General features: G+C 58.9%; 19 protein-coding genes and 1 pseudogene. 10 read left to right on the forward strand and 10 right to left on the reverse strand.

Translation table 11 applies throughout. The features are described from left to right. Positions 1 to 101 precede the first annotated feature (101 nt). Complete coding sequence (locus BK662_RS10160; protein ID WP_123357937.1) at positions 102 to 944, reverse strand: mechanosensitive ion channel family protein; 843 nt, start codon at positions 942 to 944, stop codon at positions 102 to 104. Between the two features lie 137 nt (positions 945 to 1081). Beyond that, a complete protein-coding gene (locus BK662_RS10165; RefSeq protein ID WP_007906601.1) occupies positions 1082 to 1567 on the reverse strand; it encodes a YajQ family cyclic di-GMP-binding protein in 486 nt (161 codons plus the stop codon). A 140-nt stretch (positions 1568 to 1707) separates the two neighbouring features. Between BK662_RS10165 and BK662_RS10170 the strand changes: the two genes are divergently transcribed. Genes BK662_RS10170 through BK662_RS10180 form a run of 3 tightly spaced genes read left to right on the forward strand, consistent with a single transcriptional unit; the run spans position 1708 to position 5291 of the window. Further along, positions 1708 to 2625, forward strand: a complete 918-nt coding sequence (locus BK662_RS10170; protein ID WP_123358130.1) for a putative 2-dehydropantoate 2-reductase — start codon at positions 1708 to 1710, stop codon at positions 2623 to 2625. Between the two features lie 45 nt (positions 2626 to 2670). Then, positions 2671 to 4707: a sensor histidine kinase gene (locus tag BK662_RS10175; protein WP_123358131.1), complete on the forward strand. Its 2037-nt coding sequence runs from the start codon at positions 2671 to 2673 to the stop codon at positions 4705 to 4707. A gap of 2 nt (positions 4708 to 4709) precedes the next feature. Then, a complete protein-coding gene (locus tag BK662_RS10180; RefSeq protein WP_007906604.1) occupies positions 4710 to 5291 on the forward strand; it encodes a cob(I)yrinic acid a,c-diamide adenosyltransferase in 582 nt (193 codons plus the stop codon). A gap of 118 nt (positions 5292 to 5409) precedes the next feature. On the opposite strand, the gene BK662_RS10185 is transcribed toward BK662_RS10180, so the two are convergent. The 4 genes from BK662_RS10185 to secA all read right to left on the reverse strand — a co-directional run bounded on the left by BK662_RS10185 (position 5410) and on the right by secA (position 11236). Continuing rightward, on the reverse strand, positions 5410 to 6354 hold the full coding sequence (locus BK662_RS10185; protein WP_123357938.1) for a Nudix family hydrolase: 945 nt from the start codon (positions 6352 to 6354) through the stop codon (positions 5410 to 5412). After that, positions 6351 to 6983: a glutathione S-transferase family protein gene (locus BK662_RS10190; RefSeq protein WP_123357939.1), complete on the reverse strand. Its 633-nt coding sequence runs from the start codon at positions 6981 to 6983 to the stop codon at positions 6351 to 6353. The genes BK662_RS10185 and BK662_RS10190 overlap by 4 nt, the downstream gene beginning before the upstream one ends. 164 nt (positions 6984 to 7147) lie before the next feature. Further along, positions 7148 to 8365, reverse strand: a complete 1218-nt coding sequence (gene argJ / locus BK662_RS10195) for a bifunctional glutamate N-acetyltransferase/amino-acid acetyltransferase ArgJ (RefSeq protein WP_123357940.1) — start codon at positions 8363 to 8365, stop codon at positions 7148 to 7150. A gap of 135 nt (positions 8366 to 8500) precedes the next feature. Continuing rightward, a complete protein-coding gene (secA, locus tag BK662_RS10200; protein WP_123357941.1) occupies positions 8501 to 11236 on the reverse strand; it encodes a preprotein translocase subunit SecA in 2736 nt (911 codons plus the stop codon). Between the two features lie 307 nt (positions 11237 to 11543). Between secA and BK662_RS10205 the strand changes: the two genes are divergently transcribed. Continuing rightward, positions 11544 to 11999: a DUF721 domain-containing protein gene (locus BK662_RS10205; RefSeq protein ID WP_123357942.1), complete on the forward strand. Its 456-nt coding sequence runs from the start codon at positions 11544 to 11546 to the stop codon at positions 11997 to 11999. A gap of 91 nt (positions 12000 to 12090) precedes the next feature. On the opposite strand, the gene BK662_RS10210 is transcribed toward BK662_RS10205, so the two are convergent. Continuing rightward, a complete protein-coding gene (locus tag BK662_RS10210) occupies positions 12091 to 13578 on the reverse strand; it encodes a helicase HerA-like domain-containing protein (protein WP_123358132.1) in 1488 nt (495 codons plus the stop codon). 184 nt (positions 13579 to 13762) lie between these two features. On the opposite strand from BK662_RS10210, the pseudogene BK662_RS35995 reads away from it, so the two are divergent. The 5 genes and pseudogenes from BK662_RS35995 to gpgF all read left to right on the forward strand — a co-directional run. Beyond that, positions 13763 to 14794 (forward strand): annotated as a pseudogene (locus BK662_RS35995) (HAMP domain-containing protein); the annotation flags it as partial. 93 nt (positions 14795 to 14887) lie between these two features. Further along, positions 14888 to 15652, forward strand: coding sequence for a methyl-accepting chemotaxis protein (locus BK662_RS36000; RefSeq protein WP_411736823.1), 765 nt, complete (start codon positions 14888 to 14890; stop codon positions 15650 to 15652). 222 nt (positions 15653 to 15874) lie between these two features. Continuing rightward, positions 15875 to 16996 (forward strand): N-acetylglucosaminyl phosphatidylglycerol synthase, encoded by a 1122-nt coding sequence (gpgS, locus tag BK662_RS10225; RefSeq protein WP_123357945.1) that lies wholly within the window; start codon positions 15875 to 15877, stop codon positions 16994 to 16996. Beyond that, the gene (gpgD, locus tag BK662_RS10230; protein ID WP_123357946.1) at positions 16989 to 17765 is read left to right on the forward strand and encodes an N-acetylglucosaminyl phosphatidylglycerol deacetylase; all 777 of its coding nucleotides are present in this window, start codon (positions 16989 to 16991) and stop codon (positions 17763 to 17765) included. Before gpgS ends, gpgD begins: the two co-directional genes overlap by 8 nt. Continuing rightward, positions 17762 to 18757, forward strand: coding sequence for a glucosaminyl phosphatidylglycerol flippase (gpgF, locus tag BK662_RS10235; RefSeq protein WP_123357947.1), 996 nt, complete (start codon positions 17762 to 17764; stop codon positions 18755 to 18757). Before gpgD ends, gpgF begins: the two co-directional genes overlap by 4 nt. An 81-nt stretch (positions 18758 to 18838) precedes the next feature. On the opposite strand, the gene BK662_RS34750 is transcribed toward gpgF, so the two are convergent. Continuing rightward, on the reverse strand, positions 18839 to 19015 hold the full coding sequence (locus tag BK662_RS34750) for a hypothetical protein (protein WP_185047100.1): 177 nt from the start codon (positions 19013 to 19015) through the stop codon (positions 18839 to 18841). Between the two features lie 61 nt (positions 19016 to 19076). After that, the gene (purU, locus tag BK662_RS10245; protein WP_007903852.1) at positions 19077 to 19925 is read right to left on the reverse strand and encodes a formyltetrahydrofolate deformylase; all 849 of its coding nucleotides are present in this window, start codon (positions 19923 to 19925) and stop codon (positions 19077 to 19079) included. A 326-nt stretch (positions 19926 to 20251) separates the two neighbouring features. Here purU and mvaT point away from each other — a divergent pair, with 326 nt between their 5' ends. Then, the gene (gene mvaT / locus BK662_RS10255; RefSeq protein WP_007933316.1) at positions 20252 to 20629 is read left to right on the forward strand and encodes a histone-like nucleoid-structuring protein MvaT; all 378 of its coding nucleotides are present in this window, start codon (positions 20252 to 20254) and stop codon (positions 20627 to 20629) included. Positions 20630 to 20728: 99 nt separating this feature from the next. Here the strand turns inward: mvaT and sbcB are convergent, their stop codons facing one another. Further along, on the reverse strand, positions 20729 to 22159 hold the full coding sequence (sbcB, locus tag BK662_RS10260; RefSeq protein WP_123357949.1) for an exodeoxyribonuclease I: 1431 nt from the start codon (positions 22157 to 22159) through the stop codon (positions 20729 to 20731). Positions 22160 to 22181: the final 22 nt, after the last annotated feature.

Consider the following 22181-nt stretch of genomic DNA (forward strand, 5'->3'; position numbering starts at 1 on the left):
GGATGGGCCTTTTTTATTGGCTACAGCATTGTGTTTAACGGATCGGGCTCTTGCAGAATAAGTCTGACCGAGAGGTCAAACATGAACTGAAAGGCCAGTCATTACACCGTTGCCGATTCCTGAACCACTCGAATAACCCGCTGCGGAAACGGAATATCGATGCCGGCAGTCTTCAAACGATCGCGCGACTGCTCATTAAACATGAACATCACATTCCAATAATCCGCGGTCTTCACCCACACTCGCAGGGAAACAGTAATCGAACTGTCGCCCAGCGTGGAAATCACCGCTTCCGGTGCCGGCTCAGCCAATACACGCGGATCTTTGGCCAGGTTCAGCAACACTTCGCGGGCCTTCTGCAAGTCCGCCTCATAATCCACACCCACATCAAATACCACTTTGCGGGTTGGCTGACGGTTGGTGTTGGTGATGATGCCGTTCGACAGATTGCCGTTAGGCACGATGATGGTTTTGTTATCGCCGGTGCGCAGTACGGTGTGGAAGATCTGGATGCTGTCGACAGTGCCGGCAACACCTTGGGCTTCGATCCAGTCACCGATGCGGAACGGGCGGAACAACAGAATCAGCACACCGCCGGCGAAGTTCGCCAGACTGCCTTGCAAGGCCAGGCCGATTGCCAGGCCGGCAGCACCGATGGCCGCGACGAACGAGGTGGTTTCCACACCGATCATCGACGCCACGCTGACAATCAACAGAACCTTGAGGATGATGTTCGCCAGGCTGCTGATGAAACCTTGCAGCGCCAGATCGGCATTACGCAACGCCAGCAGGCCGCCAAGCTTTTGCGTGACTTTGTTGATCAGCCACCAACCGACGGCCAGGGTGATCACTGCCAGCAGCACGCGGCTGCCGTATTCCATGATCATCGGAATCCAGGCTTGGGATGCCTTGACCAGGTTGTCCACTTCAGCATTCAAATCCATCTTTTTTCTCCTGATTTCCGGCTACCCGGCACGCAAAAAATGAGCGGCAGAAAGACCAAACCCGTGAGGGCCCAATCGTTTCTGCCGTTGCTTGGGCCTCGGACGTCGAAAACGCCAAGAGGTTCCCGCTTGAAAAGTCAGTCGCGGAAGTTGTTGAACTGCAGCGGCATGTCGAACGTCTTGGCGCGCAGGGCGGCAATCGCTTCCTGCAAATCGTCACGTTTCTTGCCGGTGATGCGCACCTGCTCGCCCTGAATGGCGGCCTGGACCTTGAGCTTGGCGTCTTTGACGTGAGCGACGATTTTCTTCGCCAGCTCTTTGTCGATGCCTTCCTTGAGGACCGCTTCCTGTTTCATCAACTTGCCCGATGCGTAGGCATCCTTGACTTCAAGGCACTGCACGTCGATCTTGCGCTTGACCAAGGCCAGCTTGAGGATCTCGATCATCGCTTCGAGCTGGAAATCGGCTTCCGCAGTCAGGTTGACGGTCAGGTCCTTTTCCTTGAACTCGAAGGTGCCTTTGCCTTTCAGGTCATAACGACGATCGAGTTCCTTGACGGCGTTCTCGACCGCGTTGGTGACTTCGTGTTTGTCCAGTTCGGATACCACGTCGAACGACGGCATGTAATCTCTCCAATAAAAAGGCACGCTCGATAACGATGGAGCGCGCTTGGCTTGCGGTTAAAATCGGGCTCATTATAACGGGTCTTTTCCAACCGATACTGCGAGCCTTACATGCCAGCGTCAAACCGAGCAAAAAGCTGATGTCTACCCCTTGGCATATCCTCGGCGCCGGCAGTCTCGGCACCCTTTGGGCCACGCGTCTGGCACGGACTGACGTGCCGGTCAGGCTGATCGTGCGGGACGCGACACGCTTACAGGCCTATCAGGCGGCGGGCGGTTTGACGCTGGTCGAACACGGCGAAGCGCAACTGTATCCGGTGCCCGGCGAAACAGCCGACAGCGACGAGCCTATCAGCCGTCTGCTAGTGGCCTGCAAAGCCTACGACGCCGAGAAAGCCGTCGCCCGGCTCGCCCACCGCCTGACACCGAATGCCGAACTGATCCTGTTGCAGAACGGCCTCGGCAGCCAGGACGCGGTTGCCGCGCTGGTGCCTCAGGCGCGCTGCATCTTCGCCTCCAGCACCGAAGGCGCATTTCGTGACGGCGACTGGCGTGTGGTGTTCGCCGGCCACGGTTACACCTGGCTGGGAGATGCCGGCCACCCGGTGGCGCCAATCTGGTTGGAGGACTTGAGTGCCGCCGGTATTCCCCACGAGTGGAGCACGGACATCCTCACAAGGCTGTGGCGAAAACTGGCGCTCAATTGTGCGATCAACCCGCTGACCGTGCTGCACGAATGCCGCAACGGCGGTTTGCAGCAACATCATTGCGAAGTCGCCACCCTGTGCGCCGAGCTCACCGAACTGCTGGAGCGCTGCGGCCAGCCGGCAGCGGCGCAAAACCTCCAGGATGAAGTCGAACGGGTGATCCAGGCCACTGCCGCCAATTTCTCCTCGATGTACCAGGACGTCGCGAATCGGCGCCGCACTGAAATCAGCTACCTGTTGGGTCATGCCTGCAAAGTCGCGTCGCGGCATCAGTTGAACCTGCCCCACCTCAATCAATTGCAGCAGCGCTTGATCGCCCATCTGCACAGCCTTGGATTGCCCAGCGACTGAGCAGCGGCTACGCTGGCCACTTGTTCCTTTTCAGCGATGAACCTGATGCCATTGCGCCAGCGCCTTGAAAACCTTCCAGTCGGCCAGAAATTGCTGGCCGCCCTGCTGGTGCTGTTGACCACTGTCTTGCTGGTCGCCAACCTGACCTTTATCAGCGCCGCCTATTACATTTCCCAGGAAAGCATGGCCCCCCAGGCCCTGCAGACCATCGGCCGACTGGTGTCCAACCCGAGCCTGGTCTCCGACGCCTTGAAGTCGCCGCAAACCGCCGAGCGCCTGCTCAACGAACTCAACAGCTATACACCGCTACGCGCGGCAGCCCTCTATGACGGCAAAGGTGTGCGTCTGGCGCAGTTGCAGCAGGGAGACAAGCTGAAGCTGCCGGAGCACTTCCGGCACCTCGACGCCTGGCAAGCCACGGAGTTTCGCAGCAATCAAGTGATCACCCTGCCCCGCCCCGGCACCGCGCCGGGGCACCTGCTGCTGGTGGCCAGCAGCGAATTGCCGATGGCGTTCTACACCGGGACTCTGACCGCCAGCCTGGGGATTCTGATTTTCAGCGTGCTGTTATGGCTGGTGATCGCCCGGCAGATCAAACGGCTGATTACCCGGCCGATCCATCAGCTCGAAGAATTGTCCCGGCAAGTCACCCGGGAAGAGAACTACGCCCTGCGCGCCTCTCGCGGCAACCACGACGAAATCGGCAGCCTCGCCGAAGCGTTCAACACCATGCTCTCGCGCATCGAGGCCAGGGAGCAGCAGCTCAAGCGCGCCCGCGACGATTCCCAGGCTGCTTACGACCAGGCCCAGGGGCTGGCCGAAGAAACCCGTCACACCAACCGCAAGCTGGAGCTAGAAGTTCAGGTGCGCAGCAAGATCGAGAAAAAACTCACCGGCTTCCAGAACTACCTCAACAGCATCATCGACTCCATGCCCTCGGCACTGATCGCCCTCGATGAACAGCTCTACGTAACCCAGTGGAATCAGGAGGCCAGCGCCCTCTCCGGCACACGTCTCGACGAAGCCCTGAACCAGCCGATCTTCCTCGCCTTCGAACCGCTCAAGCCGTTTCTGCCGCAGCTCAGGCAAACCGTCGAGCAACACACGGTGGCGAAGATCGAACGCGTTACCTGGCTCAAGGACGATGAACCCAAGCATTACGCCCTGACGTTCTACCCGTTGATGGGCGGTGCCGGGCGCGGCGTGGTGATCCGGATCGACGACATTACCCAGCGTCTGTCCCTGGAGGAAATGATGGTGCAGTCGGAAAAAATGCTCTCGGTCGGCGGACTCGCTGCCGGTATGGCTCACGAAATCAATAATCCGCTGGGTGCGATCCTGCACAACGTGCAGAACATTCGTCGACGCCTGTCACCCGACTTGCCGAAAAACCTCGAACAGGCCGAACAACTCGGCATCGAGCTGGAAACGGTCAACCAGTACCTTCAAGCTCGTGAAGTCCCGAAGCTGCTCGATGGCATTCAACAAGCCGGCGCCAGGGCGGCGAAAATCGTGACGCACATGCTCAGCTTCAGCCGCCGCAGTACCCGGCAAATGGCTCCCTGCGATTTGCCGGCGTTGATCGATCAAGCGGTGGAAATCGCCGGCAACGACTTCGACCTGGCCATCGGTTTCGACTTCAAGGGTCAGGCGATCATTCGGCAGTTCGATCCGGCACTGGGCCCGGTGCCCGGTACCGCCAACGAACTGGAACAGGTGCTGCTCAACCTGCTGAAAAACGCCGCGCAAGCCATTCACCAGCGCACCGACGACCGCGAACCGGGGCGGATTATTCTGCGTACAAAACTGAACCCGCCATGGGCGGAAATTCAGGTCGAGGACAACGGCATCGGCATGAGCGAGAACGTGCGCAAACGCACGTTCGAGCCGTTCTTCACCACCAAGGAAATCGGTCAGGGCACCGGCCTTGGGCTCTCGGTCTCGTACTTCATCATCACCAACAACCACAAAGGCCAGATGGAAGTGCAATCGACACCGGGCCAAGGTACCTGTTTCACCTTGCGCCTGCCGTTGTCGGGCACTCCGGTGGTTTCTCAAGAACTCAATCAGCTGTCGAGGTAACCATGGGCTTTCGCTTGTCGAAGATTTACACCCGCACTGGCGACAAAGGCGAAACCGGGCTCGGCGATGGCCGCCGGGTGCCCAAGGACCATCCGCGCATCGAGGCCATTGGCGAAGTCGATACGCTGAACAGTCAGGTGGGTGTGTTGTTGGCCGGGTTGGCGGCGCAAAGTGATACGTATCCGGGATTGAACGAAGTGATCGAGGTGTTGGCGCCCTGCCAACATCGGTTGTTCGACCTGGGCGGTGAACTGGCGATGCCGGTTTATCAGGCACTGAACACGGCAGAAATCGAGCGACTGGAAGCGGCGATCGATGTATGGAATGAAGAGTTGGGACCGCTGGAGAATTTCATTCTGCCCGGCGGTTCCGCGCTCATTGCCCAGGCCCACGTATGCCGCTGCCTGGCGCGCAGTGCCGAACGGCGCTGTCAGCAGTTGAATGCGATCGAGCCGTTGGCCGGGGTGGGCCTGGCGTATATCAATCGGTTATCGGATTTGTTGTTTGTGGCGGCGAGGTTGATTGCCAAGCGTCAGGGGATTGCCGAGATTTTGTGGCAAGCGGCTGCGAAACCCCAAGTTTAGTCGGCGCGTCCGAAGACGCCATCGCGAGCAGGCTCGCTCCCACATTGGATTTGTGTACACCTCGATCCACTGTGGGAGCGAGCCTGCTCGCGATGAGGTCAGTGGCTACACCGCAGAATCAGACCTCAGGCCAAAACGCCCGAATCCCCGCCACGCCCTGCGCCCCCGCTTCCCAGGCTTTCTGCCGCTCGGCAGGACCAACGCCGCCGAGCAAAAACACCGGCTTGCTGAAGCCCTCGATCAAAGTTGAAGCCTGCTCCCAACCCAATGGCAACGCATCCGGATGAGTCTGCGTCGGTTGCACCGGCGACAGCGTCACAAAGTCCACGCCCATCTGCTCGGCCAGTGCCAGCTCTTCAGCATTGTGGCAAGACGCTGCCAACCAGCGCGACGCCGGTAGTGGACGCCCGGCCGCCGCGTACTTGCGCAACTGTGCCGATGTGATGTGCCAACCGGCGGACGGGAAGTCCCCCAGCCATTCAAACGGCCCCTTGATCATCAACTGCGCCTTGCCGGCACACAGCCCCGTCGCATCCACCGCCAGATCGCGGTATTGCGGGTCGTAGCCGTTGGGCGCGCGCAATTGAATCAGCTTGATTCCGCCAGCGATGGCTTTCTGGATACCGCGCAGCAAGGCCGGGGTTTCCAGGCCCTCCGGGGTGATCAGGTATTCACCGGGCAAACGGGCAGCGGCGACGATCGGCTGGTTGGCGGCCGGAAATTCGTAGTCCACCAGTTCCCGCGCAGTCACCCAGGCCAAAGGCTGACCTTCGGCGCCATGGGGTTCGCCGGTAAACGCCGAGACTTCCCAGACATCCAGCAACACCTGCTTGTCCGGGTAGTCGTGGCGGACTTTGATCATCGGTCGTGCAGTATTGACCACGATACCCAGCTCTTCGTGAAGCTCGCGAGCCAGGGCCGTCTCGACGGATTCGTCATCCTCGACCTTGCCACCGGGGAACTCCCACAAACCGCCCTGATGCTGGGTGTCGGCACGGCGGGCAATGAGGATCTTGCCGCTGCTATCGCGGATAACCGCGGCTGCTACATGGACTCGTTTCACCGCTCTATTTCCTCCAGACCCGCCTTCCGCCAAGCCTTGAAGGCTGGCCATTGGTAGATGGTTTCGACATAGGCCGCGTCGGCCTCGGGCAGTTTTACCTGATAGGTGCGCAGGCGTACGGCGATCGGTGCAAAAAACGCATCGGCCAGGGTCGCGCCCCCAAACAGGAACGGGCCGGTTTCAGTCGCGGTGGCGCGACATTCAGCCCACAACGCCAGCATGCGCTCGATTTCAGCCTGAACCTCAGGTGGGGTCGGCGACAGTGGCGCATCGTGGCTCAGGTCGAACGGCATGTTGCCGCGCATGGCGAAGAAACCGCTGTGCATCTGCGCGCATGCCGAACGCGCCTGGGCACGGGCGGCAGTGTCTTTAGGCCAAAGGTTGGCATCGGGAAATTGCTCGGCCAGATATTCGGCAATCGCCAGCGAATCGGCGATGGTGCCGTGTTCGGTTTTCAGCAGCGGGACTTTCCCGGTCGGCGAATGCTTGAGCAGGCGCTCGCGAGTGTCCGGCTGGTTCAGCTTGATCAGTTCTTCGGTGTAGGACGCGCCGGTCAGGTCAAGGGCCAGTGCGGCGCGCAGGGACCAGGAGGAATGCAGTTTGTCGCCGATGATCAGGTGGAGGCTCATGTTCGGGACCTTTTGATGAGGAAACAGGCCAGTCTAGCTAGCGACTGACAGACCGCCATCGCGAGCAGGCTCGCTCCCACATGTTTTTCTGCCGTACACAAAATCTGTGTTTACTGGAGATCTACTGTGGGAGCGAGCCTGCTCGCGATAGGGTCGACTCGGTCTTAAGTACGGTACTCAGCGTTGATCTTCACGTATTCGTGGGACAGGTCAGTGGTCCAGATGGTTTCGCTGCAATCACCGCGACCCAGTTCGATGCGGATGGTGATTTCTTCCTGCTGCATCACCGCCGCGCCCTGGGCTTCGGTGTAGGTGGCAGAGCGAGCGCCGCGGCTGGCGATGCACACGTCGCCGAGGAATACGTCGATCTTGCTCACGTCCAGGTCAGGTACGCCGGCACGGCCCACGGCGGCCAGAATGCGGCCCCAGTTCGGGTCGGAGGCGAACAATGCGGTCTTGATCAGCGGCGAGTGGGCCACGGTGTAACCGACGTCCAGGCACTCCTGGTGATTGCCGCCACCGTTGACTTCCACGGTGACAAACTTGGTCGCGCCTTCGCCGTCGCGCACGATGGCCTGGGCCACGTCCATGCAGACTTCGAATACCGCTTGTTTCAGCAAAGCAAACAGCGGACCGCTCGCTTCGGTGATCTCCGGCAGTGCTGCCTGACCGGTGGCGATCAGCATGCAGCAGTCGTTGGTCGAGGTGTCGCCGTCGATGGTGATGCGGTTGAACGACTTGTTGGCGCCGTCCAGCAGCAGGTTTTGCAGCACGTCGCGCGAGACTTTGGCGTCGGTGGCGATGTAGCCGAGCATGGTCGCCATGTTCGGGCGGATCATGCCCGCGCCTTTGCTGATGCCGGTGACGGTGATGGTCACGCCATCATGCTGGAACTGGCGGCTGGCACCCTTTGGCAGGGTGTCAGTGGTCATGATGCCGGTAGCGGCGGCTTCCCAGTTATTCACCGACAGATCGTCGAGGGCAGCTTGCAGCGCGCCTTCGATCTTTTCGACCGGCAACGGCTCGCCGATCACACCGGTGGAGTACGGCAGCACCAGGCTTGCATCGACACCAGTCAGCTCAGCCAGTTTGGCGCACGTGCGCTCGGCAGCTGCCAGGCCTGGCTCGCCGGTTCCGGCATTGGCATTGCCAGTGTTGGTCAGCAGGTAACGTACCGGGCCTTGCACGCGTTGTTTGGCCAGGATAACGGGAGCGGCGCAAAAGGCGTTCAGGGTGAACACACCCGCCACTGTGGAACCTTCGGCACAGCGCATGACCACGACATCCTTGCGCCCCGGGCGCTTGATGCCGGCCGAGGCGATACCGAGTTCAAAACCGGCAACCGGGTGCAACGTTGGCAAAGGACCAAGACCAACAGCCATGAATGCGCTCCTTAAAAAGTAGTGTCTGCACCGTCATTACCCCGTTCTTTTAACGTGGCGCGGTGGTTTAAATGGCAAAACGCCGCGACGGCATAAGCCGGTCGCGGCGCGGGTATTTCAGCGTATGAAACGGGTTTACTGGATCTGCCCGTGGCAATGCTTGTACTTCTTGCCCGAACCGCAGTAGCACAGCTCGTTACGGCCCAGCTTCTGCTCGTTGCGTACCGGTGCGGTGGCGAGGGCTACATCGACCTCTTCACCCAACACTTCTGGTTGCTCCAGGCCAGGTGCTTCGTCGTGCTGGAACTGCATGCGCGCAGCCAGTGCCTCGGCTTCCTGACGCAGGCGAGCTTCTTCTTCGATCGGGTCTTCGCGGCGAACCTGAACGTGCGACAACACACGGATCGAGTCGCGCTTGATCGAATCCAGCAACTCGGAGAACAAGGTGAAGGACTCGCGCTTGTATTCCTGCTTCGGGTTCTTCTGCGCATAACCACGCAAGTGAATGCCGTGACGCAGGTGATCCATGGTCGACAGGTGGTCTTTCCACAGGTCGTCCAGTACGCGCAGAACGATTTGCTTCTCGAAGGAGCGCAGTGCTTCGGCACCGGCCTGGTCTTCTTTCTCGTTGTACGCGGCGATCAGCTCGTTCATCAGCTTCTCGCGCAGGGTCTCTTCGTACAGGTGATCGTCTTCGTCGAGCCATTGCTGGATCGGCAACGCCACACCGAAGTCGCTCTGCAACGCCGCTTCCAGACCGGCCACGTCCCACTGCTCTGGCAGCGATTGCGGTGGAATGTGCGCGCTGACGGTTGCGTTGAGCACGTCCTGACGAAAATCGGCGATGGTTTCGCCAATGTTGTCAGCGGCCAACAAACTGTTACGCATGTGATAGATCACTTTACGTTGTTCGTTGTTGACGTCGTCGAACTCGAGCAGTTGTTTACGAATGTCGAAGTTGCGGCCTTCAACCTTGCGCTGAGCTTTCTCGATGGCGTTGGTCACCATGCGGTGCTCGATCGCTTCACCGGACTGCATGCCCAGCGCCTTCATGAAGTTCTTCACCCGGTCAGAGGCGAAGATGCGCATCAGGCTGTCTTCCAGCGACAGGTAGAAACGGCTGGAACCGGCGTCGCCCTGACGACCGGCACGACCACGCAACTGGTTGTCGATACGGCGCGATTCGTGACGCTCGGAAGCGATCACCTGCAAACCGCCCGACTCCAGCACTTGCTGGTGACGTTTCTGCCAGTCGGCCTTGATCTGGGCAATCTGCTCAGGGGTCGGGTCTTCCAGCGAAGCCACTTCCACTTCCCAGTTACCGCCCAACAGGATGTCGGTACCACGACCGGCCATGTTGGTGGCGATGGTCAATGCGCCCGGGCGACCAGCCTGAGCGATGATTTCGGCTTCTTTTTCGTGGAACTTGGCGTTCAGAACCTTGTGTTCGATGCCTTCCTTCACGAGCAGGCTGGACATGTGCTCGGACGTTTCGATGGTGGCGGTACCCACCAGCACCGGACGACCCTGAGTCATGCACTCCTTGATGTCGTTGATGATCGCCGCGTATTTCTCTTCGGCGGTCAGGAACACCAGGTCGTTGTAGTCTTTACGCGCCAACGGTTTGTTCGGCGGAATCACCATGACCTGCAGGCCATAGATCTGGTGGAATTCGAACGCTTCGGTGTCTGCGGTACCGGTCATGCCGGACAGCTTGTTGTACAGACGGAAGTAGTTCTGGAACGTGGTCGACGCCAGGGTCTGGCTCTCGGCCTGGATGTTCAGGTTTTCCTTGGCTTCGATGGCCTGGTGCAGGCCTTCGGACAAACGGCGACCCGGCATGGTACGGCCGGTGTGTTCGTCGACCAGCACGACCTGACCGTCCTGCACGATGTATTCGACGTTGCGATTGAACAGTTTGTGCGCACGCAGGCCGGCATAAACGTGGGTCAGCAGACCGAGGTTATGCGCCGAATACAGGCTCTCGCCTTCAGCCAGCAGGCCGACGCGGGTCAGCATGTCTTCGATGAACTGGTGACCGGCTTCGTTGAGTTCGACCTGACGGGTCTTCTCGTCCACGGTGTAGTGGCCAGCCTTGGTGACTTCGCCTTCGACTTCTTCGACGTGCAATTCCAGCTGCGGGATCAGTTTGTTGATCTCGATGTACAGCTTGGAGCTGTCCTCGGCCTGACCGGAGATGATCAGCGGGGTACGGGCTTCGTCGATGAGGATGGAGTCGACTTCGTCGATCACGGCAAAATTGAGTTCGCGCTGGAATTTTTCTTCCATGCTGAACGCCATGTTGTCGCGCAGGTAATCGAAACCGAATTCGTTGTTGGTGCCGTAGGTGATGTCGGCGGCGTAAGCGGCGCGCTTCTCTTCCGGCGGCTGGAATGGGGTGACCACGCCGACCGTCATGCCGAGGAATTCGTAGAGCGGACGCATCCAGTTGGCGTCACGGCGGGCCAGGTAGTCGTTCACCGTCACAACGTGCACGCCCTTGCCGGACAGCGCGTTGAGGTAAACGCCCAGTGTTGCCACCAGGGTCTTGCCTTCACCGGTACGCATTTCCGCGATCATGCCTTCATGCAAGGTCATGCCGCCGATCAGCTGGACATCGAAGTGGCGCATACCCATGACGCGCTTGCCGGCTTCGCGGGCGACCGCAAAGGCTTCGGGCAGCAGTTTGTCGAGGGTTTCCCCTTTGGCGAGGCGGACCTTGAACTCGTCGGTCTTGGCACGCAATTGATCGTCCGAAAGGGCTACCATTTGCTCTTCGAAGGCATTGACGAGCTGCACCGTCTTGAGCATGCGTTTGACTTCACGCTCATTCTTGCTTCCAAAAAGTTTCTTTAACAAAGGCGCAAACATATCGGCAGGATCTTCCACACTAAAGGGATGGAGGGCGGCCCCGTGAGTCGCCCGTGCAGCCCTCATGGCCGCATGCGAACGAGCATTCTACCCGGAAACGATGGTGAGGAAAGTGGCGTTGTTCCACGATGCATGCACTGCGCTGTGACGGGGCTCACCTAAAATAAGGGCTTTTTACTGAACTTCAACCCGTTCCGGGCACAAGTTATTCGTTGATTTAATGAGTAAAACGTTCACAAAGCAATGGGTCGGGAGCAACGGGGGCTTTCTGTTACCATAGCCGCTCTGTTACTTCAGGTGTCTGATCATGGCATTTCGCCCTCTCACGGCCAGAGCACCCGCCGTTCTGCTTCGCGAAGCCAAACCGCTGAAAGCCATCTTTGGCCACGCTCAACGCCTGGGCCATTTACAACGTTTGGTGGAAAGCCAACTGCAGCCGGCTGCCCGCGAGCATTGCCATGTGGCGTCGTGGCGTGAAGGCAGTTTATTGCTGATTGTCACCGACGGCCACTGGGCCACCCGCCTGCGTTATCAGCAAAAGCGTCTGCAACGACAGTTACAGCTGTTCGACGAGTTCGCCAGCCTGACGCGCATTCTGTTCAAGGTCCAGCCGCCTACCGTTCAGCAAGGGGCTGCGGGACATACGATAAATTTGTCGACGGATGCGGCGGCGACCATTCAGGCGACGGCCGATGGCATTACCGACCCGAACCTGCGGGCAGCCCTCGAACGCCTGGCGGCGCACGCCAAACCCAAGGTTTAAAAGCAGGATCAAAAGATCGCAGCCTTCGGCAGCTCCTACAGGATGTTCACAATTCAATGTAGGAGCTGCCGCAGGCTGCGATCTTTGCTTTTCAGCGGCGTTTGCTGCCTCCGAGCAATGACCCCATCAACCCGCGTACCAATTGTCGGCCCAATTGATTCGCCGCCTGCCGCATGGCTGATTTCAACGCCTGGCCTGCCGCTGTGCCGAGGAATTCCCCAGCCTGTTCGGTGAAACCCGGCTCTTGAGGTGCAGGTTTGCCCGGCGCGGCTTCAGGATCCGGCGCCAGCCCTTTACGCCCCATCAGCACTTCATAAGCCGATTCGCGATCGACCGGTTTGTCGTAGCGCCCCTTGAACGGCGAACCGGCGATCAGCACGGTGCGTTCGGTCTCGGTCAGCGGCCCGATCCGCGATTGTGGCGGTGCAACCAATACACGCTGGACCATTCCCGGCGTGCCCTTGTCTTGCAGGGTACCGACCAGCGCCTCGCCGATCCCCAATTCCGTCAATACCGACAAGGCGTCAAATGCCGGGTTCGGCCGGAAACCGTCGGCGACCGCGCGCAGGGATTTCTGTTCTTTGGCGGTAAATGCACGCAAACTATGCTGAATGCGCAGGCCCAGTTGGGCCAGCACATCATCCGGCAAGTCGCCGGGCGATTGGGTAACGAAATACACCCCCACGCCTTTCGAGCGGATCAGTCGCACCACTTGTTCCAGACGCTCCTGCAACGCCTTGGGCGTACCGGCGAACAATAAGTGGGCTTCGTCGAAAAACAACGCCAGCAGCGGTTTCTCGGCATCGCCACGCTCCGGCAGTTGCTCGAACAGTTCGGCCAACAACCACAGCAGGAACGTTGCATAAACCTTCGGCGCTTCATGCACCAGACGGCTGGCATCGAGCAAGTGAATGCGCCCGCGACCATCCACGGCCGGTTGCAACATGTCTTCCAGTTGCAGCGCCGGCTCGCCGAACAACGCTTCGGCGCCCTGCTGTTCCAGCGTCGCCAGACGGCGCAACAGGGCCTGGCTGGAACCGGTGGTCATCAACGCGGCGTCATCCCCCAGCAATTCGGGGTTGTCGCGCAGGTGATTGAGCAGCGCCTTCAGATCCTTCAAATCGAGCAGCAACAACCCTTCGCGGTCGGCCACCTTGAACGCGGCATAGAGTGCCGACTGCTGACTGTCGGTCAGTTCCAGCAGGCTGCCGAGCAGCAATGGGCCCATTTCGCTCAAGGTTGTGCGCAGTGGATGGCCGGACTGACCGTTAATGTCCCACAGGGTCACCGGATACGCCTGAGGCTTATGGTTCAGCCAGGGCATCCCGGCGATCCGCTCCGCGACTTTGCCTTGAGGGTTGCCGGCGGCGCCCAGGCCACACAGGTCGCCTTTGATGTCCGCCGCGAACACCGCCACGCCGGCATCGCTGAAGGCTTCGGCCAGGCGCTGCAAGGTGACGGTTTTACCGGTCCCGGTAGCGCCCGCTACCAGGCCGTGACGGTTGGCCAGGCGCATGGCCTGGGCGACGGACTGGCCCGCGAGATCGGCGCCGATAACGAGTTGTGATGAGTCAGGCATTTTGTCACCCATGGTTAATCTTTGATCCTTCATGGCCGATAACAAGCCAGAGACCAGACTGAAAATAGCGTCGGTAATTCCCTAAGGAGAGACGGAACTATCAGCTTACTTTCAACACTGCCCATTTTGCGCGCCTTTATAAAAGCACGCCCTGGACATTAAGACTTTAGCGGACCCCCAAGCCATGAATAAAAATCTGCGCTTCAGCCATAAAATACTGCTTGCCGCCGCCCTCATCGTTATTGCTGCCTTCGCCTCGTTTACGTTGTACAACGACTATTTGCAGCGTAATGCGATACGCAACGATCTAGACAACTATCTGCAAGAAATGGGCAGTGTGACGGCCAACAATATCCAGACCTGGCTGGCTGGACGTAGCCTGCTGATCGAGAACCTGTCACAAAACGTCGCCCTGAACGCTGACACCGGCAATGTCTCCAAACTACTTGAGCAGAAGGCCGTGACCTCGACCTTCATGGGCGCCTATCTGGGCAACAAGGATGGCACCTTCATCATCCGCCCTGACAGCAAGATGCCCGACGGCTATGACCCTCGCGTCCGGCCTTGGTACAAGAGTGCCCAAAGCACCGGCGGCTCGGCGCTGACCGAACCGTACATCGATCTCGCGTCCGGCCAGCTGGTCATTTCCATCGTCAACAATGTGCTCAAGGACGGTCAAAGCATCGGCGTGGTCGGTGGCGACCTGAGCTTGCAGGTGATCGCCGACAGCCTCAACGCGCTGGACTTCGACGGCATGGGTTATGCCTTTCTGATCAGCGCCGATGGCAAGATCCTGGTTCACCCGGACAAAACCCTGGCGATGAAGTCCCTGAGCGAGGCGTATCCGAACAACACCCCGCGCATCAGCAGCGAACTCAGTGAAATCGACGTCGACGGCAAGACCCGCATCGTCACGTTCACCCCAATCAAAGGCTTGTCCTCGGTCAATTGGTACATCGGCCTGTCGGTGGATAAAGACAAAGCCTTCTCGATGCTCAGCGAATTCCGCGCCTCGGCGGTCGTCGCGACGGTGATTGCTGTGGCAATCATCATCGCCCTGCTCGGCATGTTGATCCGCATCCTGATCCAGCCGCTGCATGTCATGACCCGCGCCATGGAAGACATCGCCGACGGTGAAGGTGACCTGACCAAGCGCCTGACCATCCAGAATCAGGACGAATTCGGCATCCTCGGCACGGCGTTCAACCGTTTCGTGGAACGGGTTCATACGTCAATCCGCGAAGTGTCCTCGGCCACCGGCCAAGTCAACGAAGTGGCCCTGCGTGTGGTGGCCGCCTCGAACTCGTCGATGTTCAATTCCGACCAGCAAGCCTCGCGCACCAGCAGTGTCGCCGCGGCGATCAACCAGCTTGGCGCCGCCGCCCAGGAAATCGCCCGCAACGCCGCGCAAGCGTCAAGTCAGGCCAGCGACGCGCGCAGCCTGGCCGAAGACGGCCAGCAAGTGGTGGATCGCAGCATTGCCGCGATGAATCAACTGTCGAGCATGCTCAGCGCTTCGAGTACCAATATTGAATCGCTGAACAGCAAAACCGTGAACATCGGGCAGATTCTCGAAGTGATCACCAGCATCTCCCAGCAAACCAACCTGCTGGCGCTGAACGCGGCCATTGAAGCGGCGCGGGCCGGTGAAGCAGGGCGCGGTTTTGCCGTGGTGGCCGACGAGGTGCGCAACCTGGCGCACCGCACGCAAGAGTCGGCGCAACAGGTGCAGACCATGATCGAGGAGCTGCAAGTCGGTGCCCGGGAATCCGTCAGCACCATGAGCGACAGCCAGCGTCACAGCCAGGACAGCGTGGAAATCGCCAACCTGGCCGGTGAACGCTTGAACAGCGTGACGTTGCGCATCGGCGAAATCGACGGCATGAACCAGTCCGTGGCCACAGCGACCGAGGAACAGACGGCGGTGGTTGAGTCGATCAACGTGGATATCACCGAGATCAACACGTTGAACCAGGAAGGCGTGGAAAACCTGCAATCGACATTGCGTGCGTGCTCGGACCTTGAGCAGCAGGCTTCGCGATTGAAGCAGTTGGTGGGCAGTTTCCGCATCTAGAACGTTTGACAGGCCCCAATCGCGAGCAGGCTCGCTCCCACATTTGATCTTCGTTGCTCACAAATAATGTGTTCACAACAGATCCAGTGTGGGAGCGAGCCTGCTCGCGATAGCGATCTGTAAAGCCCCGCAAAACCCCGCTGACACCCCCTCCGCAAAACCCCAACCGAACATCTATCCTTCATATAGGTCAACCAAAGGGAGAACAACGGTCCCGGAGGAATGTTCATCGTGCATATCGCTGACATAACCATGTTCTACGCCCCTGCCAGCGGTGGCGTGCGCACTTATCTGGATGCCAAGCACCGCCGCCTGGGCAACAAGCCAGGCATTCGTCACAGCTTGCTGATCCCTGGGGCTCATTTGAGTGAACAGGATGGCATTTACACGGTTCCGGCCCCTGCCCTGCCCTTTGGCAAGGGTTATCGCTTCCCTCTCCGTCTCGCGCCCTGGCGCAATGTTCTGCAGGATTTGCAGCCCGATCTGATTGAAGTCGGCGACCCTTACCTGACTGCCTGGGCTGCTTTGGACGCCAAGCGCCAACTTGATGTGCCGGTGATCGGTTTTTATCATTCGGACCTGCCGCTGTTGGTCAGCAATCGCATGGGCAACTGGGTTACCCCCAATATCGAAGCATATGTCAGCAAACTCTATGGCAACTTCGACCGGGTTCTGGCGCCGAGTCAAATCATGGCCGATAAACTGATCGGGTTGGGCGTGAAGAACGTTTTCGTACAACCGCTGGGTGTCGACCTGCAAACGTTCAATCCCAGTAAACGGGATCCAGGTTTGCGGGCTGAATTGGGCATCGATGAAAACACTCATCTGCTGATCTTCGCCGGCCGTGGATCCAAGGAAAAAAACCTGCCAGTGCTGCTCAAATGCATGAAACGCCTGGGTCGTCGCTATCACCTGTTACTGGTGGGCTCTTCGATGCCGACCCTGGTACCGCGCAATGTCACCGTCCTCGACGAGTTCTACCCGGCGGCGCAAGTCGCGCGCTTGATGGCCAGTGCCGATGCGCTGGTGCATGCCGGTGATCAGGAAACCTTTGGCCTGGTGATCCTCGAAGCCATGGCCAGCGGCATTCCGGTGGTGGCCGTGGCGGCCGGGGCTTTTCAGGAAATTGTCACTGATCAATGCGGCCTGCTTTGCACGCCGAACAATCCAGCAGCGATGGCCAACGCTGTGCGTGAACTGTTCAGTCAAGGCAGCGCCGCGCTGGGCAAGCAAGCCCGCAGCCATGTCGAGCAGCATTACGCCTGGGATATCGTGGTCGACAGCCTGTTGGGGCACTATCACGCCGTACTCGGCACTCAATGGCCACTGACCGCCAATGGTTGAGCCCATGAACGCGCCCAGCCTGTTACTGGTATTGCACGACGTTGCGCCGCAAACCTGGCCCGATTACCAAGCCTTCGTCGAAGCCGTCGACGCGCTGGGTGAGGTGCCGATCACCTGGCTGGTGGTGCCCGACTTCCACAAGCATAACGACCTGGACGCGTATCCGGCGTTTCGACGTTTGCTGACCCGCCGCGTCGCTCTCGGCGACGAACTGGCACTACACGGTTACTTCCATTGCGATGAAGGCCCCATCCCCCTCACTCCCCGAGACTGGTTCATGCGCCGAATCTACACCCATGAAGGCGAGTTCTACGACCTGTCACAGGAAGCCGCCCTCACCCGCCTGCGAGCCGGAATAGAGGTGTTTCACCGTTACAACTGGCCATTGCAAGGTTTCGTCGCTCCGGCGTGGCTGATGAGCGAAGGCACCCGCCAGGCCTTGCGCCAGTTACCGCTGCGCTACACCAGCGACTCGCAGCATCTGTATCGATTGCCGGATTTCACCGCGATCGATGCCCCGTGCCTGGTCTGGAGCGCGCGCAGCGCCTGGCGTCGAGGCCTGTCGAAAATCGTCAGCGATCAGCGCGAACAACGCTGGCGCCAGGCGCCGGTGATCCGTCTCGGCCTGCACCCCGTGGACATGCGCCATGAGTTCTCGCGTCACTACTGGCTGAAAACCCTCAAGCGCTTGCTCGACGAGGGCCGTGTGCCGATGACCAAGGCCAACTGGCTGGCACAGCAACGCGACCCTATCGGTCGCGCCGCATGAGCCGCGGGATTCTGCTGGTCGTCGCCCTGCTCGCTGCGGTGCTCATCCCGTCGTTGCTGGGCGGCGGCGAGACATGGTCGCGGTTGCAAAGCTTTCCGCTGAAATGGTTACTGATCATGTTCGGCATGATCCTGCTGTGCTGGATGCTCAACACCCAGCGCTTGCGCCTGCTGCTGGGGGATCAACGCGACAAGATCAGTCGCTTCAAAAGTCTCGGGGTAGTGATGTCCGCCGAATTCGCCTACTGCGCCACCCCCGGCGGCAGTGGCGGACCGCTGACCATCATGGCGTTGCTGGCACGCCACGGCGTACGACCGGCCAGGGGCAGCGCCGTGTTCGCCATGGACCAGTTGAGCGATCTGCTGTTTTTTCTCTGCGCGCTGAGCGGGATTCTGATTTATGCACTGTTCCAGCACCTCAGTCAGCGCATGGAATGGCTGCTGACCGTCAGCGCCATCTCGATGTTCGGCGGGCTGTTCAGTTGCGTATTGGCGGCTCGCTACCACCGTTCGCTGATTCGTCTGAGTGGTCGGTTGCTCGCTCGTCTCAATGTCAAAGGCACCACCCGGATGCGCTGGGCCCGAAAGCTCCTGCACTTCCTGGCGGCGTTCACTGACACATTGAAGTTGCCTTTTCAGACGTTGATCACGGTGTTTGCACTGACCTGCCTGCATTGGCTCTTGCGCTATAGCGTGCTGTATCTGGCGTTACGTGGGCTGGGCGTGGATTTGCAGTGGGCCTGGTGCTTTCTGATCCAGATGCTGTCGCTGAGTGCGGGGCAGTTCAGCCTGTTGCCGGGCGGTGCCGGGGCGGCGGAATTGACATCGGCGGCGCTGCTGGCGCCCATGGTCGGGAAATCCACCGCGGCGGCGGCGATTCTGATCTGGCGAACAGTGACCTATTACTTCTACCTGGTGGTCGGTGGGCCGGTGTTTTTGCTGATGCTTGGGCGGCCATTGCTCAAGAAGTTGATGAAGTTCAAGCAGGCTTGAAAGATCACAGCCTTAAAAGATCGCAGCCTTCGGCAGCTCCTACAGCGCCCTTGTAGGAGCTGCCGAAGGCTGCGATCTTTTTCATGCGCCCCCGACTGCATCGTCGGAATCGCCCTGCAACTGCTCCCACAACTCCGCGGCACCGGGAAACTCCGTGCCGTCTTCGGGGCTCAGGTCATCCGGGTCATAGCGACTCAAACAGCCCTCACCCAATGTGGCGGGTGCTTTGGAAGTGGCTTTGTCCAGTGGATCGGCCATGGTCATGTCTCTCTTCACCTGGATCATTCCCACGTGGAGCGTGGGAACGATCCGCAGATCATCAGAACACGACGGTTTTGTTGCCATGCACCAGCACCCGGTCTTCCAGGTGATAACGCAGACCACGGGCCAGCACCATTTTCTCGACGTCACGGCCGAAGCGCACCATGTCCTCAATACTGTCACTGTGACTCACGCGCACTACGTCTTGCTCGATGATCGGACCGGCGTCCAGTTCTTCGGTGACATAGTGGCATGTGGCGCCGATCAACTTCACACCGCGCATCGAAGCCTGGTGATACGGCTTGGCACCGACAAAAGACGGCAGGAAGCTGTGGTGAATATTGATGACTTTATGGGCATATTCGCTGCACAACTCGGGCGGCAGAATTTGCATGTAACGGGCAAGTACCACCACTTCCGCTTCGTGCTGTTTAACCAGGCGCGAGACTTCGGCGAAGGCCGGCTCCTTGTTCTGTGGGTTGACCGGGACATGGTAGTAAGGAATACCGTGCCACTCGACCATACTGCGCAAATCATCATGATTGGAAATCACACAGGCGATTTCGCAGTCCAATTCGTCGCTGTGCCAGCGGTGCAGCAAGTCGGCCAGGCAGTGGGATTCACGGCTGGCCATCAACACCACGCGTTTCTTCTGCTCGGTGTCGGTGATGCGCCAGTCCATCGAGAACTCTTCGGCAATCGGTGCAAACGCCTCGCGAAAGGCTTCGATACCAAAAGGCAGCGAATCGGCACGAATTTCGTGACGCATGAAGAACCAGCCACTGAGATTATCCGAGTGATGGCTCGCTTCAGTGATCCAGCCATTATGTGACGCCAGAAAGTTACTGACTTTAGCAACGATGCCGACGCGGTCCGGGCAAGCAATCACCAGCCGAAAAGTGCGCATGAGGGGGAAACTCCAGAACTTCGCAAAGGCCGCCATTCTAGCGATTGCGCAGCAAAACTGCAGTATTGATGACGTGTGGCCTTGCCCGCAGGTACGGTACAGGTCCTGCAAGCACCGCGTTGCCCCACGCGATGGTGATCTTGTGGGCAATCTTCAAGAGGTCAATGGTGAATATTTGTGACGCTATTTAACTGTCACTCCAAGGTGTGTCCTATTCCGCAACTAATTTAAATAAAACTCCGGTTAAATGTTTACTTGATGAAACACCCTGACTATTATTGTCGCACTGTCACCTGCCATCCAGCGCCCAACATAAGGTAGTCCTCATGTCCTTGATCAACGAATATCGCGCCACCGAAGAAGCTATCAAAGAGCTACAAGCCCGTTTGAAGAATCTGTCCCAAGACGACAAACTGCAAACCGAGCTGGAATTCGAAGGCAAACTGCGCACCCTGATGGGCGAATACTCTAAATCCCTGCGCGACATCATCGCATTATTGGATCCAGAGTCCAAAACCAAGGCTCCACGTGGTGGCGCAGTAAAAACTACCGGCACCAAGCGTGCTCGCAAAGTTAAACAATACAAAAACCCGCACAACGGCGAAGTCATCGAAACCAAAGGTGGCAACCACAAGACTCTGAAAGAGTGGAAAGCCAAGTGGGGCGGTGACGTGGTTGAAGGCTGGGCTACCCTGCTGGGCTAAGCCGCAAGCGTGTCGCAGACTGATCCGCGACCAAAAGAACGCCAGCAAATGCTGGCGTTTTTTTATGCCTGGAATTCAAGCGCAGATTATTTTCATTTTTCAAAGACTCAAACGTTTGCGTAATACCTGGACATGATTCTGCCATTCATCCAGAACCTCTCGCTGAAACGATGAAGCACTAGTCATCAATTGGGCAGCCTCTGTCAGAAAACTTTCCAGGGTATTGGGAGCGCCCCACTCAGGTGCAGACAAACGTTTCTGACAGAATATTCGCCAGCGCTCTTGCTCTTCGAAACTCAACGTCTCGGGGAAGTTGCGTGCGCGATAACGAAACAATAATTCAGGCAAACGTTCATCATCGAAAGGCCATTGCTCTTGTGCTAAATGCGCAGGATCAGCGGTTCTGACTTGCTCGCATAGACGCCGATCCCGATCACCAATAAAACCGTCGTATAACTGTTGCTCGGGGTCCAGGCTCGGGCAGAAATCGTCGCTGGCGTAAATGCCCGACACTTTGTCTCGCCAAACTTGTTGTGCGGCACTTAGCCGCAGCGCTCGTTCGTGATAGAGCGCCATATCCAGCCCCAGACGTTGCTGATCTACAGGACGAAGTACGGACAAAGGCGCCACTACCGGGCACTTATTAATGTGTATGAGCTTGAGCGGCACCGGCAGCTCGCCTTCGGCCAAGTCATCGCGGCGGGTATAAAGCCGCTGACGCAAGGTTTCGGCATCCAGATCGAGCAACCCCTGAGGGTCCAGGTGCAGGTCACAGACAATCAGCGCGTTGCGATTGCGTGGATGCCAGGCCAATGGCAGCACCACCCCCACATAGTTGCGGGCCGCCGAAAAGCGCCCGGAAATATGCACCATCGGCTGCAACAGCCGAATTTGATCCATGACCTTTTGTTTGCCGCGCAATTGAAACAGCCAGTCATACAACTTCGGCTGTTTTTCCCGAATCAGACGCGCCAGGGCGATGGTGGCGCGAACATCCGACAACGCCTCGTGTGCATGCCCGTGATCGATGCCATTGGCGGCGGTCAGACGTTCGAGCTTGAGCGTGACTCGCCCTTCGTCGTCCTTGGGCCAGACGAGACCATCGGGACGCAAGGCATAAGCCGCGCGCACCACATCGATCAGGTCCCAGCGGCTGTTGCCGCCCTGCCACTCCCGCGCGTAGGGGTCGAAAAAGTTTCGATACAGGCTGTAACGGGTCATCTCGTCGTCAAAACGCAGCGTGTTGTACCCGGCCCCACAGGTGCCGGGCGCCGCGAGCTGGGCATGCACCCGTGTCATGAAATCGGCTTCGCTCAAACCTTGCTCGGCCAAGCGGCCAGGCGTAATACCGGTGATCGCGCAAGCCGCCGGATGCGGCAGGATGTCGTCACTGGGCTGGCAATACAGGTTGACCGGTTCGTCTATTTCATTGAGATCGAAGTCGGTGCGAATTCCTGCCACTTGCAGCGGGCGGTCGCAACGGGGGTTGATGCCAGTGGTTTCATAGTCGTACCAGAAGATCGAGGTCACGGGTTGTTCCTGAACTGAAGAC

Origin of the sequence: Pseudomonas frederiksbergensis (assembly GCF_003732275.1) — a bacterium.
GTDB classification, from domain to species: Bacteria; Pseudomonadota; Gammaproteobacteria; order Pseudomonadales; family Pseudomonadaceae; genus Aquipseudomonas; species Aquipseudomonas frederiksbergensis_H.

Excerpts from the sequence above, each read along its gene's own strand:
- BK662_RS10160 (WP_123357937.1), bottom strand. The coding sequence starts at position 944 with ATGGATTTGAATGCTGAAGTGGACAACCTGGTCAAGGCATCCCAAGCC.
- BK662_RS10165 (WP_007906601.1), bottom strand. The coding sequence starts at position 1,567 with ATGCCGTCGTTCGACGTGGTATCCGAACTGGACAAACACGAAGTCACC.
- BK662_RS10170 (WP_123358130.1), top strand. The coding sequence starts at position 1,708 with ATGTCTACCCCTTGGCATATCCTCGGCGCCGGCAGTCTCGGCACCCTT.
- BK662_RS10175 (WP_123358131.1), top strand. The coding sequence starts at position 2,671 with ATGCCATTGCGCCAGCGCCTTGAAAACCTTCCAGTCGGCCAGAAATTG.
- BK662_RS10180 (WP_007906604.1), top strand. The coding sequence starts at position 4,710 with ATGGGCTTTCGCTTGTCGAAGATTTACACCCGCACTGGCGACAAAGGC.
- BK662_RS10190 (WP_123357939.1), bottom strand. The coding sequence starts at position 6,983 with ATGAGCCTCCACCTGATCATCGGCGACAAACTGCATTCCTCCTGGTCC.
- argJ (WP_123357940.1), bottom strand. The coding sequence starts at position 8,365 with ATGGCTGTTGGTCTTGGTCCTTTGCCAACGTTGCACCCGGTTGCCGGT.
- secA (WP_123357941.1), bottom strand. The coding sequence starts at position 11,236 with ATGTTTGCGCCTTTGTTAAAGAAACTTTTTGGAAGCAAGAATGAGCGT.
- BK662_RS10205 (WP_123357942.1), top strand. The coding sequence starts at position 11,544 with ATGGCATTTCGCCCTCTCACGGCCAGAGCACCCGCCGTTCTGCTTCGC.
- BK662_RS10210 (WP_123358132.1), bottom strand. The coding sequence starts at position 13,578 with ATGCCTGACTCATCACAACTCGTTATCGGCGCCGATCTCGCGGGCCAG.
- BK662_RS36000 (WP_411736823.1), top strand. The coding sequence starts at position 14,888 with ATGTTCAATTCCGACCAGCAAGCCTCGCGCACCAGCAGTGTCGCCGCG.
- gpgS (WP_123357945.1), top strand. The coding sequence starts at position 15,875 with ATGTTCATCGTGCATATCGCTGACATAACCATGTTCTACGCCCCTGCC.
- gpgD (WP_123357946.1), top strand. The coding sequence starts at position 16,989 with ATGGTTGAGCCCATGAACGCGCCCAGCCTGTTACTGGTATTGCACGAC.
- gpgF (WP_123357947.1), top strand. The coding sequence starts at position 17,762 with ATGAGCCGCGGGATTCTGCTGGTCGTCGCCCTGCTCGCTGCGGTGCTC.
- BK662_RS34750 (WP_185047100.1), bottom strand. The coding sequence starts at position 19,015 with ATGGCCGATCCACTGGACAAAGCCACTTCCAAAGCACCCGCCACATTG.
- purU (WP_007903852.1), bottom strand. The coding sequence starts at position 19,925 with ATGCGCACTTTTCGGCTGGTGATTGCTTGCCCGGACCGCGTCGGCATC.
- mvaT (WP_007933316.1), top strand. The coding sequence starts at position 20,252 with ATGTCCTTGATCAACGAATATCGCGCCACCGAAGAAGCTATCAAAGAG.